General features: G+C 30.9%; 17 protein-coding genes and 3 tRNA genes. 5 read left to right on the top strand and 15 right to left on the bottom strand.

What is annotated here, in order from left to right:
• Positions 1-240 precede the first annotated feature (240 nt).
• Entirely contained in the window at positions 241-1,293 is a 1,053-nt protein-coding gene (locus ACQ654_RS05840; RefSeq protein WP_430409390.1) for a helix-turn-helix domain-containing protein, read from the top strand.
• Positions 1,294-1,383: 90 nt separating this feature from the next.
• Positions 1,384-2,619 (top strand): serine hydrolase domain-containing protein, encoded by a 1,236-nt coding sequence (locus tag ACQ654_RS05845; RefSeq protein WP_430409391.1) that lies wholly within the window; start codon positions 1,384-1,386, stop codon positions 2,617-2,619.
• Between the two features lie 361 nt (positions 2,620-2,980).
• On the opposite strand, the gene ACQ654_RS05850 is transcribed toward ACQ654_RS05845, so the two are convergent.
• The 12 genes from ACQ654_RS05850 to ACQ654_RS05905 form a co-directional block, all read right to left on the bottom strand.
• Positions 2,981-3,835, bottom strand: coding sequence for a CPBP family intramembrane glutamic endopeptidase (locus ACQ654_RS05850; RefSeq protein WP_430409392.1), 855 nt, complete (start codon positions 3,833-3,835; stop codon positions 2,981-2,983).
• 201 nt (positions 3,836-4,036) lie between these two features.
• Entirely contained in the window at positions 4,037-4,405 is a 369-nt protein-coding gene (locus ACQ654_RS05855; protein WP_430409393.1) for a nuclear transport factor 2 family protein, read from the bottom strand.
• 11 nt (positions 4,406-4,416) lie between these two features.
• On the bottom strand, positions 4,417-5,160 hold the full coding sequence (locus tag ACQ654_RS05860; protein WP_430409394.1) for an SDR family NAD(P)-dependent oxidoreductase: 744 nt from the start codon (positions 5,158-5,160) through the stop codon (positions 4,417-4,419).
• A gap of 5 nt (positions 5,161-5,165) precedes the next feature.
• Positions 5,166-5,360, bottom strand: a complete 195-nt coding sequence (locus ACQ654_RS05865; RefSeq protein ID WP_430409395.1) for a tautomerase family protein — start codon at positions 5,358-5,360, stop codon at positions 5,166-5,168.
• Positions 5,361-5,681: 321 nt separating this feature from the next.
• The gene (locus tag ACQ654_RS05870) at positions 5,682-5,945 is read right to left on the bottom strand and encodes a CPBP family glutamic-type intramembrane protease (protein ID WP_430413003.1); all 264 of its coding nucleotides are present in this window, start codon (positions 5,943-5,945) and stop codon (positions 5,682-5,684) included.
• A 266-nt stretch (positions 5,946-6,211) separates the two neighbouring features.
• Positions 6,212-6,427 carry a tautomerase family protein gene (locus ACQ654_RS05875; RefSeq protein WP_430409396.1) on the bottom strand — a complete coding sequence of 72 codons (216 nt, stop codon included), beginning with the start codon at positions 6,425-6,427 and terminating at the stop codon, positions 6,212-6,214.
• A gap of 56 nt (positions 6,428-6,483) precedes the next feature.
• Entirely contained in the window at positions 6,484-6,900 is a 417-nt protein-coding gene (locus ACQ654_RS05880; protein ID WP_430409397.1) for a DoxX family protein, read from the bottom strand.
• A gap of 126 nt (positions 6,901-7,026) precedes the next feature.
• Entirely contained in the window at positions 7,027-7,590 is a 564-nt protein-coding gene (locus tag ACQ654_RS05885) for a Crp/Fnr family transcriptional regulator (protein ID WP_430409398.1), read from the bottom strand.
• A 130-nt stretch (positions 7,591-7,720) separates the two neighbouring features.
• Positions 7,721-8,134: a hypothetical protein gene (locus ACQ654_RS05890; protein ID WP_430409399.1), complete on the bottom strand. Its 414-nt coding sequence runs from the start codon at positions 8,132-8,134 to the stop codon at positions 7,721-7,723.
• Between the two features lie 60 nt (positions 8,135-8,194).
• Complete coding sequence (locus ACQ654_RS05895; protein WP_430409400.1) at positions 8,195-9,124, bottom strand: alpha/beta fold hydrolase; 930 nt, start codon at positions 9,122-9,124, stop codon at positions 8,195-8,197.
• 31 nt (positions 9,125-9,155) lie between these two features.
• Entirely contained in the window at positions 9,156-9,905 is a 750-nt protein-coding gene (locus ACQ654_RS05900) for a DUF6597 domain-containing transcriptional factor (protein WP_430409401.1), read from the bottom strand.
• A 162-nt stretch (positions 9,906-10,067) separates the two neighbouring features.
• A complete protein-coding gene (locus tag ACQ654_RS05905; protein WP_430409402.1) occupies positions 10,068-10,391 on the bottom strand; it encodes a hypothetical protein in 324 nt (107 codons plus the stop codon).
• A gap of 554 nt (positions 10,392-10,945) precedes the next feature.
• Between ACQ654_RS05905 and ACQ654_RS05910 the strand changes: the two genes are divergently transcribed.
• The 3 genes from ACQ654_RS05910 to ACQ654_RS05920 all read left to right on the top strand — a co-directional run bounded on the left by ACQ654_RS05910 (position 10,946) and on the right by ACQ654_RS05920 (position 12,778).
• Entirely contained in the window at positions 10,946-11,458 is a 513-nt protein-coding gene (locus ACQ654_RS05910) for an SMI1/KNR4 family protein (protein ID WP_430409403.1), read from the top strand.
• Between the two features lie 278 nt (positions 11,459-11,736).
• The gene (locus ACQ654_RS05915) at positions 11,737-12,261 is read left to right on the top strand and encodes a DUF6933 domain-containing protein (RefSeq protein ID WP_430409404.1); all 525 of its coding nucleotides are present in this window, start codon (positions 11,737-11,739) and stop codon (positions 12,259-12,261) included.
• Positions 12,262-12,601: 340 nt separating this feature from the next.
• Positions 12,602-12,778, top strand: coding sequence for a hypothetical protein (locus ACQ654_RS05920; protein WP_430409405.1), 177 nt, complete (start codon positions 12,602-12,604; stop codon positions 12,776-12,778).
• Positions 12,779-13,099: 321 nt separating this feature from the next.
• Here ACQ654_RS05920 and ACQ654_RS05925 read toward each other — a convergent pair.
• From ACQ654_RS05925 to ACQ654_RS05935, 3 genes are all read right to left on the bottom strand, one after another.
• A tRNA-Arg gene (locus ACQ654_RS05925) sits at positions 13,100-13,173 on the bottom strand.
• A gap of 70 nt (positions 13,174-13,243) precedes the next feature.
• Positions 13,244-13,318: transfer RNA gene (locus ACQ654_RS05930), tRNA-Pro, on the bottom strand.
• Positions 13,319-13,344: 26 nt separating this feature from the next.
• Positions 13,345-13,426: transfer RNA gene (locus tag ACQ654_RS05935), tRNA-Ser, on the bottom strand.
• Positions 13,427-13,499 lie beyond the last annotated feature (73 nt).

The raw sequence follows: 13,499 nt of genomic DNA on the forward strand, positions 1-13,499 counted from the left end.
TTAGGGTATTTTATTTCATGCTAAATAACATACATTGTGAATATATCTGCAGGTATTTCATAACAAACTCTGACGGAATTATGATTTCAACAGTGTTTACAAATCAATGAGTGCTGTTACGCAACTAGAAATGTGGAATTCTTATAAGTCAATGTTCGTATACCAAGAATTAATTTTGTATCTGCTATACATGTAACATTTTATGAGTACAATCGTTTTATATATAACTCAACTTCTTGTATGAATACGATCAATATACTTCTTATTATTATTTGTGGTGCTGGATTGATTCACGGTTTGACCTTAGCTGTATATTTTGGGTTTATCAAGACTAAAAGAACAAATTCAGCTATTTTTTTAGCGATTCTATTATTCCTGATGGCATTAAGAGTTGGTAAATCTATCATATTTCAATTCAATACCAATCTTGAATTTCTATTTATCTTTTTAGGTGTATCAATATTATTAATTATTGGCCCGTTACTTAGTTGGTATGTGAAATCATTAATTGTTTCAAATTTTAAATTACCAAAGCTGTATTACCTTCAAATAATTCCGTTTGTGTTTATTTTAGGCGTAAGTCCATTTGTATCAGAACAATGGTTCATAACGAATGGAAAACATTGGTCATATATACTTCTCGTTGGTATATACGTACACTTCGCATTTTATATTTTTATTTCATTTAGACTAGTATATAATTTCAACAAGTCATTTTTGAATACGCAAAAAACGAAATCTCAAGAACGCATTTTGAAGTGGTTACAATTGATAATCATCGGTTTTTCGCTAATTTGGTTTTCTTATGTTTTAAATATTTTCGAAAAACAAGTGCCATATATTATAGGTCCTATAATTTATACGATTTGCATATACGCACTTACTTATGTAGCGTACAGATTAAAAATTAATGAATTAAATGCTAAATCATTTGAACCATTAGACGATAGTTCACATATTTATTTGCAGGTAGTAGATCTTATAAAAAATAGTGAATTATACCTGTCATCTGATATATCATTACAGAAATTAAGTGAATTAACAGGTTTTAGTAGCCATAAAATCTCATCAAGTATCAATGAATATTCTAAGATGAATTTCAATAATTTTATCAATCAATATAGAATTAAAAAAGCAAAAAACATGCTACAGAATGAAGGCTTCAATAAATTTACAATTGCATCAATTGCTTATGACGCTGGTTTTAGCAGTCTGTCCTCATTTAATACATCATTCAAAAAATTTGAAAAAATTACTCCTTCAACTTATCGTAATTCACTAAAAACTGGTTAAATTATAATTTCATCAGATCAATCTATCATTTCTACTTAAATTCATTGTGATCTTGTATTCTTTTGCCTTCAACAAAATAATAACTATACAATGAAAACTCTATTTACAGTAGTATTAACACTGCTCACTTTAGGTACGATACAAGGTCAAAACCCTGTTTTTGATGCGGATCGTCTCAGCGAAATTAATAAATGGATTGAAAAAGATGTTAAAAATGGCGAACTGCAAGGCGCTATTGTAATGATTTCCGATAAAAACAACATATTATATTCTTTTGTTGGTGGCACTTCCGATATTGAAACCAAAAGGAAATTACAAAAAAATGATTTTTTTAAAATAGCTTCCATGACAAAAGTCATTACTACAGTAGCTATTTTACAACTTTATGAAAAAGGTTTGTTTGATTTAAGTGATCCGATTTCTAAATATTTACCTGAATTTAAGGATGTGAAAGTGCTTCGTTCAGAAGAAAATAAAACCGACACATTGGTAAATGCAAACAGCGAAGTAACCATTAAACAACTGCTAAATCAGACAGCTGGGTATGCGTATGGTGGTCCAAAAATTTCAAAACGCTACAAAGAAAATAATATACGTTTTTTTAATCCAGAAGGCAGTAATTTAGAAGAGTTCATGCAACAATTTAGTAAAATGCCATTAACTGCGCAACCTGGAGAAAAATTCACCTATGGACCCTCAACAGATATTCTTGGATATCTTATAGAAAAACTTACGAATAAAGACCTTGAGACATATTACAAAGAGTCTATATTTGAACCTCTTGAAATGTATTCAACTGGTTTTAATGCACATCGAAGTGAAACTATAAAATTAGTGAAAACGTATAAAATTGATAAAACTGGAACGCTTGTTTTACTGAATAAAGCTGAGGATTTTGATAAAAATAAGACCGCAAAAGTATATATGGGCGGAAGCGGATTGATCTCAACTGCTGAAGATTATTTGAAGTTTTGTCAAATGCTACTTAACAATGGAAACTATAAAAATGTGAACATCGTATCTAGAAAATCTATTGAGCTAATGACTCAAAATCAGATTCAGGATTTAGTATATCCCAAAGGATACAATCGTATCTTAGGAAAAGGAAATACATTCGGGTTTGGTGTCAATGTAGTTACGGAAAAAGGAAGTATGAATGAGTTATATTCTATTGGCAGTTATTTTTGGGAAGGTTCTTATTCTACTTCATTTATTATAGATCCAAAAGAAGGATTTACAGCAATTATCATGACACAAATTGGAGGATTAAAATCTCTTGATATACGAAAAAAGTTTAGGAAATTTGTATACAGTGCTTTAAAATAGTAATTGCATTGTATTTCATTTTTTTAATGGTTAATTAACCTGAGTTCGATATAACAACTACAAAATTAAAATTTAAGTATTTGACTTTTAATCACTTATATTAGAATTCTTTGCTCGTATAAAGAATACTGAATCAAGTTCAGTACAAACTTCACTAAAGAAAGTGCGCTTTTAGTTCACACACTTATATCTTTAAATCAAGATGTTTATAAATGTAGACATTTCCAGAGGTATTTTTAGTTTTTCAAAAAAAGAAAAACCACTATTGACTTTTATTTCGAACTCATGTTAATTAATAATAAGCGTTACTTTTTTGATTAATCAGCTATTTTCAATATTCTTATTTTAGACCAGTGTTTTACTATACTTTTTCCTTAACTCCTTTATACCAGTAGTAAATTCCAAATACAGCAGTTACAATTGCAAAAGCAATTCCGTTTTCGCCAAGCCAATGTTCAGTTCCTTCAACTTTTACTGTTAGCGGTGGAAATATTTTTTGAATATATACATTACTAACTGCATGAAAGATTACTGCTGGCCACAAACTTTTAGATTTGAAGGTGTAATACGTCATAATAAATGACATTGAGATGATAATAATAAAAAATGTTGTCAATTCCAATGCTACATTTTTTCCATAGTAAACAATTAATGGCCAATGCCAAGATGCCCAAATAATTCCACTAAAAATAGAAACACCTGTAAAAGAAAGCACCTTTTTTAATTCATAGATAAAGAAACCTCTCCATCCAATTTCTTCTCCTAAAGTTGTTGCCATTGCCCTTATAACTCCAATAGTTCCTAGCAATAGTACGGCTATGATAACTGCAACTGTTGGCGTTAATGTTCCTATTCCCATTAGTTTGAGTTCTTTAGCCCATTCTAAAATTACTTCTACAGTTGGTAATCCACCTAATGCAAATAGCCAAATAAGTAAGTAGGTTATTGAGACATATAGTACAGGAATAAGATAAGACAATCGAATGTATTTCCAGTTTCCCCAATTCCAATGTAAGGAAGAAATAGACCTTCCTTTTAGTTTAAGCGTGATAATTGCAGCTATGGCAGGACACCACATTAAACCTCCAATATATATGCGAGATGGATATAAATTAACTATCGCATAATGAAATAATGAACTTAAAACGGTAACAATGAGAAGGAACATAAAGATGGTACTCCAAGCTTCCTTTCGTTCGGATAAATTTGCTTTCATTTTAAATTTTTAGTTGGTCCGTCTATAAAAGACGAATGGATAGTAGTTTTGTTACCTCAAGTTTAGAGTTTTCGTGTATAAGCGCAATAGTGAAAAAAAATCACAAACGTTTGGTTTATAAATTACTTACTTAAAATGAAATAGCGGTAAGAGTACGTGCCCGAACCGCTATTACGCTTGTAAATTTCAATAACTGTTTACTTACGCTACATGAGTGAATATCTTGTTTACAATTTTCCAATTATTATCAATAGTAGCTAGTGATAAATAATCATAATAATTATATCCTAGCATTGGAACATGTAATTTTACCATTGCGATTTTACCCATAATATCTATTCCAATTATTTTCATTTGGAAAGATTCGCCCAAATCTTTCGGGCTTGGTCTATTCTCGACTCCAGCTAGATATTCTTTTATGCTTTTGAGATATTCAATTTCTTTTACATCTCCATATATATGCACATTATCGTCAAAACAGGCTTCAAGTTTTGCACTATCTCCATTGAAAATTCCCATGAAGTAATTGGTAATTAAATTTTCAATTTCTTTTACATCCTTTTTATACATGATGATTTCTTTTAGATTGCATGTCCGACAGTATGACCGCCAGCCACATTAATTGTTTCTCCTGTTACAAAATTTGATGTAGCCAAATAATAAGCCGCTTCAGCAATTTCAGTTGCTTCTCCAATTCTATTTAGCAAGTGCAATCCGGCTAAACTGTCTGCATCTTCAATTCCAATTTTGCCTTGTAGCGGACTTCTAATAATTCCTGGAGCAATTGTATTTACCTTGATATTATTTTTTCCAAATTCAGTTGCTAATTGTCTTGTTAATGTATGTATTGCGCCTTTACTTGTTAATGGTGCGGTTGCAGGAAATCCATCTATAGCATGATCAACTAAAACAGTTCCTATATTAATTATGGAGCCATTTTGTTGTTTTATCATTTGAGGAATTGCCGCTTGAGACGTGAAATAAGTTCCTTTTAGGTTTACATTCCAGTAAAGGTCTAACTCTTTTTCTTCAACATCTAAAAAGGGTTTTGGAGCAAATACTCCTGCATTGTTAATTAAAACATCTACAGTGTTGAATTTTTTAAGTGCTAAATCGATAAGGTTTTTACCTGTTTCTTGCTTGCTAATGTCACCAGCAAAATAAATTGCATTAGATGGAGAACCTAATTCATGGTAAGCCTTTCTTAAATTTTCCTCACTTGAAGAGTTCATTACAATATTACTTCCTCGTGTTATAAAATATTTTGCAATTTCTTTTCCAATTCCTGTAGATGCACCTGTAATTATTACGGTTTTATTTTTCAATTTCTTTATTTTTTAGTTCCTAAATATTGTTTCCCATTTACTCCCCAATTTTCAATAGGTATTTCATCAATAACTACATGTGTTGTTTGCGGATTTTTGTTAAGTATGTCAACTACTAGTTGTGTGGCACCTTCTATCAATTGACGTTTTTGTTCTTGTGTTACTTGTTCGTCAGTAACTCTAATATTAATGTATGGCATAACTTTTTTATTAAATTATTTGTCATACAAAGTTGGTGAGAACTTCATTTTTCTGAAAGGAGATTTATCACTTCTTTGGAGTGATATAGATCACATTTGTTGAATTTTTTAACACTGATTAAATGCACTTTTGAAGTACAATTCTACCAATTTTGCTTTTCAGGCGAAAAATATACTGTGATTTTTGTCAGTTCTTCTTTCTAATTCATGATCAAACATGATTGCACTAATTAAAACTTTGATTTATTTTTTTAAGTACGGCTTCCTTTTTAATCTTTTTCAACACAAAAAGAGCAATCATAATAAACGGTAAGGTCAGAATTATAGGAGCAATTGAAGCACCGTTTCTTCTGTAGTTTTTATACTAGGTAAGAATGTAAGAGAAAAGGGAAAATTTATTAGTTCGTGAGTTAATGTAACAGGTATTATTTTATTCGCTTTTAAGACTACTACACCGAAAAAGAAACCAATAAACGAAGCAAAAGCTACTTGTATTAAAACAGTAAATACATCATCATTGCTCACCAAATTAATAAGGTGAAATAGTCCGAAAATCATGACGGGAATTAATGTACCAATAAGAATTCCATTCTTATGAAAGCTCTATTTGTTTTCAAAATAATAATTGTAATAATCCTTTAAACAGAAGCTCTTCGGCAAACCTAATTGTTAAGCAAGCAATGAGTAGTAGCAATAAGTTGTCTATCTGAATTATGTCAAATCTTGAGATAAAATACTCAAAACGCCAAGCACCATAAGGTAAATAGGGATCATATTCAAAGACTTAAATTTCCAGCTATAACTAGAAGATAAGCCTACAATACTTTCTATTTTCAATATTTTACATTTCTTTAATGTTGTATGTAAATATGATTCTTTTTAATTTTCAAAGATTGTTTTCCATTAAATCCCCAATTTTGAATTTGTATTTCATCTATAACTACGTGTGTCGTTTCGGGTTTTTCATTTAAAACACTCACTATCAATTTCGTAACACCTTCAATTAATAGTTTTTTTTGTTCACTTGTTACATTTGTATCAGTAACTCTTATGTTGATGTAAGACATATTTTTCTGTGTTATAATAAAGTATGCAACACTACTAAACCCTTCTTAATGGGTTCTTAATCCCATTTTGAAGTGGTAGAAACTGCATACTTTCCTGCTCCTACTAAAAATAATACAATCGCTCCAAATAGATATAATCCTTGTAGCTCAATTCCCCAACCACCAAATTGATTTAAGGTAAAAATATCGGCGGTATGCGCCATTAAAACTGCAATGAGTATATTAAAAGCTAAAACTAAACTCGCCAATCTTGCTCTCCAACCTATGATTATTACTATTGGCGCAATTATTTCGCCTATAAAAACCAAGTAGGCTATAAACTCTGGCATTCCCATACCACTGAGTAAACTTTTGACAAATGCATAATTGGATGTTAAGTTTGCAATTCCGTGAAATAGAATCAGTACACCAATACTTATTCGTTGTAATAGCAATCCTGCGTCTTTGTTTTGAGATTCTTCTAAAGCATTCATATCATTTAATTTATTGTTAAAATTAGTATGATGCAAAAGTCATTAAATAGTAAGACAGACCACAGGACAATTATCACTAAAAATTTGTGATACATATCACATATTAGAGTAATTTTTGGTATTATTTTATGAATTTAATCGACTTAGAGTTTCTCTACTAACACCTAAATAGGAAGCTATTAATTTTTTTGGAACTCGTTGGAAAAGTTTTGGATATTGTTCAAGAAGTAATTCATAGCGTTCTTTAGAAGAATTTTTTAATAGTGATAAAATTCTGTTTTGAAGAGCAATTCTACCAAACTTACTTTTCTTTGCCCAAAAGCGTTCCATTTTGTGCATTTCTTTGGTAAGTTTTTCTCTGTTTTCAAATGTGATGTACAACAGTTCGCAATCTTCAATGCAGTCTATATTAATTTTAGATATTGATTGTTTTACGAAAGATTCATAATCAGTTATCCACCAATTTTCCATTCCGAATTGTAGAATATGTTCTTTTCCTCTTTCGTCAAAAAAGTAGCTTTTTAGACAACCTTTCACGATCCAATATTCTTTATCGGCAATTTCCCCTTCCTGCAAAATATATTGATGTTTGCGTTTGTTTGTCCGTTCAAAGTGACTCAATACGAATTGAAACTCCTCATTAGTTAGCTCAATTAGTTCTTCTATATGTTGTCTTAGCGGATGTTTCATATTGATTGTAGCACACGAAATTGGATACGACTCGTTGCCTATTTTTGAACACCAAATTTAGCAAATATAAACCGAATAGAAAATTTGTTGGTTCGAATAGCATAAATAAGCTAGATTCAAGCTATTAATTTTATACGTTACTAAGTGCAGTCTTTTTTGCTTTTGTGAATATGTGTGATCCTATTAAAAATAAAAATGCTATTCCAAAGCCTAAAATTCCAATATTAATTCCAAACACAGTCTTTTCACTTCCATCTACATATTTCATAGAACCACCATATCCATCTTTTATAAAGAATGCTACTAAAAAACCTCCCATAACAATGAGACTCAATACAGCACTCAATTGGACTTCTTTTTTGTACCAAACTAACCACAAGCATAAAAACCCAATACTTGAGTTGGTAATCAATTGCCAGACTTCATGAATTCTGGCATGTGGAGTCCAATCTGGATTCCAAACATGCGTTTCATTGAGATCCAAATAAGGTACGACAACTGCATATAAAAATACACTGAATGTGATTGCTATTTTTTTTATCATGACTAATTGTTTTTAGATGCACACGACTAATGTTGTAGAACGTATTTCACGTAAAGTATTCTAAAGTTTGAGAAAACTTTTTTTATCAAGAGCGTTCCCATTAAGTGTTTTATAAATTTCGTTTCTGAATTCTTGATAGTATAATAAAACGCCGCTTGGATCTTCAATTTGTGGCCAATGCCCGATGTTTTTCTCCAATATTTTTACGTTCGGGTTTGGAATTAGTTCTTTGTATCGATTTGCCATATGAATTCCAGAATTGGGATCAAATGGACCATTTATAAAGCACATTGGAATCTTTGTGTTTTGCATGGCGTGTATCCATCTTTCTTGATGGTTTACTTTGTTAAAAACCAATCTTCCAATTAAATATGCAATTGACTTACCATCATTGTAGTTTAAAATATCCCAAAATTGATTTATGAGCTTATCCGTTGGCTGTGTGTTGGGACCAAAAACTGATTGTATCGATTTTTCCAGTTTCTTTTTTGTAAGAAGCTTGCTCAATAATTTCCCAATAGGCTTTGGAGATTGTGAAAGTAACCGCTGTATCATTCTAGGTTTGTAACTATCCATGAACAAACCTCCGTTCATAAATGCCACCGATTGTATTTCAAAACAGTTTTGTGAAGCTAAGTCTCTTGCTAATAATTCTTGTACAACACTGACTCCTAAATCATGTGACAAAATATGAGTTTGTTTGATACCCCAAAATTCAGTTAAAAAATTGATCATTTCGCAATGTTCATGAAAGCTATAGTGATGATCTTTAGGTTTGTCTGAAAATCCCATACCCAAATAATCAAATGTATAAACGGTGTAGTTTTTTACTAGGTTTTCCCAAACAGATTTCCATTCGAAAGTATTGAAAGGATATCCGTGAAGTATTAAAAGATTAGGACCGCTACCTTCTTTTATGTAAAATACTTGATGATTTTTTACATTTATTGTTTGCCCCTTGTTTTTCCATGCAATCACTTCTTTGTCCATTCCTAATTTATTATGATTAGCAATGTCAAAGTTACTTATTAGGTATGATAGAAATTTGTAAGAATCGGTCGTTTTCGTTATTTGATAGGCTTTTCGGAGTGTTGTTTGTGTATTTTTTTATCTCTTTATTAAAATGAGATCTGTCATAATAATTTTGGTTAGAAAATAATTCACCTTTCTTTATGTCTTTGAATGATGCTGAACATCGTAGTATATTACAATAGCTTTTTAGTGAAAGTCCGAACATTTTATTAAAATATCTATTGATTTGTCTGCTCGACCAAAATAATTTATCTGCAAAATAACCTACACTTTCATTGCCTTTAGTTTTACTCAATAAGCTGAACAATTTGAGTTTTCGATTGTCTACTTTTTTTCCCTTATTAACTTCTTTTTTTAGTATAGAATTTAAACTATCAATCGTAGCTGAATTTTCGGAAAAGTCAACTAAATTTAGATTCCAAAAACTGTCGGGCAACTTTTTTTCAGAATTTAAAAACGGAGCAATACTTTCGTAGAATATATATTCAACGGCTGGTAACTTGAACTGTATACCAAAAATTTGATGATTTGGTGGAATTACTACTTCAATCTCTTTTGTATACAATCCTGTTAGCGCGGTACTTTGGTATTCGTAATTATCAAAGCGGACGAGAATATCAAAAAAACCATCTGGTAAAATGGTATAATTAAGAGCTTCTGAAGAATCGTTGTCCAACCACCAAAAACATCGGATGTATTGTTTCAAAACGGTATTAGGTGCTTGTTGGTAGTAGTTCATGTTTTATATTTAAGTTTGTGTCAAGATTACGAATAATAGTTTGTGCATTGCATGGTTAGTTGCTATTGTTAAACAACTAAAATAGCGAAAGGAAACCGAATTTTTGGGAAATCCATAAAATTTTCAAAGTAAACAAGAATTGAGCAATTAACTATATATACATCACCAATAGCTTTTCTGCTTTTTTATTTTAGCTGGATTAGTTACAAAGATATAGGCAAAAAGTATTGCTAAAATCATATATACTACTGTGAGTGAAATTATAATTTCTGGATGTATTTGGATACCAGAAACAATTTTAATTAAAGCAATTGCCCCAACTCCAAACTGCAGTAGATTTCCAATGGCAATTGGCTTATTATATATTCCTCCAATTAGCGTTCCTCTTGCCATCCAATTCATAATTGCAAAACCCAAATATAGTGCACTCAATATATTCAAAAAGAGTGTTGTAATGACATTTGATTCTACATTGAGATACTCCATTATTTCTTTTGGTAAAAAAGAAAAGAGGATTCCAGCAATCGCCTAGAATAAAGCACTTAACGTCATGACTATTCTTGTATTCATGATTTTTTTAATTTTTTACTAAATTTTCCCAAACAATACTTCTTTATCAATCCCTAATTCATTGAGATTGGTAATATCACAAAGTTACTTATTAGGCATGATTGAAATTTGTAAAAATCGGTCGTTTTTATTATTTGATAGGCTTTTGAAAAGGTGATTTTACCTTCGTATTAAGAATGAAAATTCTAAAAAACTATGAAATTTTAAGAAAACACTATGCCCATACTTACTAAGCGAAGATCGTTTACAAATGCTGAAACGATATAGGAGTTATGTTAATGCATATAATGATTTAGTAAAGAAACGAAATAGAAATATACAAAATTCGATACATACCTATGTTATATATTTTTTGCTTGAATTTAATTTGTATTTTAGTTCAATTAAGAACGCAAAAAAACATATATATAACATTGTGTAAATCTGCATTAAAACGTAGTTTACACTTAACGTTGTGGTTAATTTGAGAAATGAATAGTTTACTAAAGAAAATATCAGAGAAAGCGATTAAATTAGCTGATTTTGAGTTTACTCAAGAGCAGACTGAAAATAAATGGTTGGGAACTAAATCAGCATCTGAAAACGAAATACAACTGACCGAAAAAAGACTCGGAATTGAATTTCCGACGGATTTTAAACAGTTTCTATCTATCACAAACGGATTTTCTGCACCAAACGACATCGAACCGACTTTTGAGCCAATTAAAAAAATTGACTTTCTAAAAAATATTGACAGTTTTGTAATAGAAGCTTATAGTATAAGCGGAATTGAAAATATCGGGAAACAACTTGAAAAAAGCATTTTAGTTGGAGGAATAAATCAAGAACAATACTTTCTTCTAATTCCACCGAATTCAACAAATAAAAAGTGGAAATACTGGAAATTTGCAAATTGGCATCCTGGAGAAGTAGCACATAAAAATTTGGAAAGTTATTTTACGGAAGTTTTGAACTTTATGAATGAACAAATTGAATCGGAATAAAAAAACGAACCACAACACAAGTAACTGTTGCAGAATCCAATAATTTCACAAAAAACAAGGCATTCTTAGTGCTTTTTAGAGCATCTTTCTTATAATTCTTACTATGAAGTTCTAAAATGGACACCGCTTACAATCAAGATATCGTTGTTTTCTAGTGATTTTACTTTAAAAATGGCTAAGCTAAGCAAGCTTACTCTACTTTTTTCATATCTTGATTTTCCCTTACAGTTATTTTAATTATTCTTAATACATTTGGTTCTAAAAGGAACTTATCATACATGCAAACAAGTATTTATACTTCAAAGAAACTCGAAAAAATTATTTCAAAACTTATAAAAACGTCTGAAATTGAAACTAGTGAAGGAATTCTAGGAAAATGGAATGTAACATTGTTTTATATCAATCGAAAGAAATGTTTCCTATTTACCAACGCAAAGACAGCTTATAACGTAATCTTAACTGATATTAAAGCGACAGATTTAAATGTAATAGATGATTTGTTCAAAGATACTTTATATGCTCAATTAACTTATGATACTATTATAACTAGTTTCTCTGATTTAGACTCCATTATTGGAACAATAAATTTTTATACAACAGACAACGACAAAAGAACAATAGGATTCCAAAATCATTCCATTCAAATAATGAATCATTGGAAGCATCAATTTGCCAGAATTGAAAAAATGCATATAAAAGATTTAACTAATAGAATGAATACGCTACCTATTCATTTAGGAAAAGGGAAAAAAATGTCTGATTACACAACTCCTGTTAAAGAAATGAAAAAGCTTCTATCATAGAAAAGTATTTGTAGGTAAGGTTTTTTCAGTACAAGACACATATACATATCATTTAATCGTTCAAAGAGTTATCATTATTAACTCATAATATCGTTACAAATCATGCAACATCTGAATAATTTCAAAGCTTCGCCAAGCGGAGTAAACATAAAACAATTCGAAATAACAAAGTCGTTATTTATACTAGAGTTTCCGATATAAAGCAACGAGACAATACAAGTTTAAATAGTCAATTAAAATACTGTAGCGAATATGCAGTTAAAACAAAATGGAAGTCTGGGGTTAATTTGGTAGAACAAGTGAAAGTGCCAAGACAGATGATCGTAAAGAGTTTCAACGTATGCCAACTTTTGTAAAAAAGAAAAAGATAGCTAATATTATTGTGTATAATACAGATCGTTTTCCTGAGCAGGAGAAAGCGCCTTTCATAATACGTCGTATTGGAATCAATTTAATAGCTGTAACACAACTTGCAAATACAAAAACTTCTAGAGGTCGTTTTTATCAAAATACTTAAAGAAATACAACGATGAAAAAGAAGGAATTCAGAAAGAAATCCAAAAAAACAGTTTAGATAGTTCGAACCTTGAAACGTACATTGATAATTCGATTGATTTACTCTATAACTTACACAATATTTGGAGATTAGGGAATTACAATGAAAAACAAAAGTTTCAAAAACTCATGTTCCCTGATGGAATTGTGTATGATCGAAAAAATGATGTAGTTCGAACCAGTAGAGCTAATTCAATATTTGAATTAACACGCTCACTTTTAATAAGTTTAAACCAACAAAAAAGCGGACAAAAAAACAATAATGTTAATTTGTCCGCTCTTGTGATCGCGACAGGATTCGAACCTGTGACCGTCTGCTTAGAAGGCAGATGCTCTATCCAACTGAGCTACGCGACCATTGCACTTTCTAAACGGAACCTGTGACCGTCTGCTTAGAAGGCAGATGCTCTTTTAATATTTCGATTTGTCGGGGTGGCAGGATTCGAACCTGCGACCTCCGCGTCCCAAACGCGGCGCGATAACCGGGCTACGCTACACCCCGAAATACTAAAAAAATTCTAAAAAAAGCGGAGAGACTGGGATTCGAACCCAGGCATCCCTAAGGATGACAGCTTAGCAGGCTGCTGCATTACCACTCTGCCACCTCTCCAATATTCTTTATGATTTAAGAACTTACGCAATCGTGAAATTGCGGTTGCAAATGTAACTTTTCATTTTATATC

This window comes from Kordia sp. (assembly GCF_965283645.1).
GTDB lineage: Bacteria > Bacteroidota > Bacteroidia > Flavobacteriales > Flavobacteriaceae > Kordia.

Bases quoted from the DNA above. Each gene is read 5' to 3' on its own strand.
- ACQ654_RS05905 (WP_430409402.1), bottom strand. From the start codon at position 10,391: ATGGAGTATCTCAATGTAGAATCAAATGTCATTACAACACTCTTTTTG.
- ACQ654_RS05910 (WP_430409403.1), top strand. From the start codon at position 10,946: ATGAATAGTTTACTAAAGAAAATATCAGAGAAAGCGATTAAATTAGCT.
- ACQ654_RS05920 (WP_430409405.1), top strand. From the start codon at position 12,602: ATGCCAACTTTTGTAAAAAAGAAAAAGATAGCTAATATTATTGTGTAT.
- ACQ654_RS05855 (WP_430409393.1), bottom strand. From the start codon at position 4,405: ATGTATAAAAAGGATGTAAAAGAAATTGAAAATTTAATTACCAATTAC.
- ACQ654_RS05915 (WP_430409404.1), top strand. From the start codon at position 11,737: ATGCAAACAAGTATTTATACTTCAAAGAAACTCGAAAAAATTATTTCA.
- ACQ654_RS05850 (WP_430409392.1), bottom strand. From the start codon at position 3,835: ATGAAAGCAAATTTATCCGAACGAAAGGAAGCTTGGAGTACCATCTTT.
- ACQ654_RS05885 (WP_430409398.1), bottom strand. From the start codon at position 7,590: ATGAAACATCCGCTAAGACAACATATAGAAGAACTAATTGAGCTAACT.
- ACQ654_RS05900 (WP_430409401.1), bottom strand. From the start codon at position 9,905: ATGAACTACTACCAACAAGCACCTAATACCGTTTTGAAACAATACATC.
- ACQ654_RS05875 (WP_430409396.1), bottom strand. From the start codon at position 6,427: ATGTCTTACATCAACATAAGAGTTACTGATACAAATGTAACAAGTGAA.
- ACQ654_RS05895 (WP_430409400.1), bottom strand. From the start codon at position 9,124: ATGGACAAAGAAGTGATTGCATGGAAAAACAAGGGGCAAACAATAAAT.
- ACQ654_RS05865 (WP_430409395.1), bottom strand. From the start codon at position 5,360: ATGCCATACATTAATATTAGAGTTACTGACGAACAAGTAACACAAGAA.
- ACQ654_RS05880 (WP_430409397.1), bottom strand. From the start codon at position 6,900: ATGAATGCTTTAGAAGAATCTCAAAACAAAGACGCAGGATTGCTATTA.
- ACQ654_RS05840 (WP_430409390.1), top strand. From the start codon at position 241: ATGAATACGATCAATATACTTCTTATTATTATTTGTGGTGCTGGATTG.
- ACQ654_RS05890 (WP_430409399.1), bottom strand. From the start codon at position 8,134: ATGATAAAAAAAATAGCAATCACATTCAGTGTATTTTTATATGCAGTT.
- ACQ654_RS05845 (WP_430409391.1), top strand. From the start codon at position 1,384: ATGAAAACTCTATTTACAGTAGTATTAACACTGCTCACTTTAGGTACG.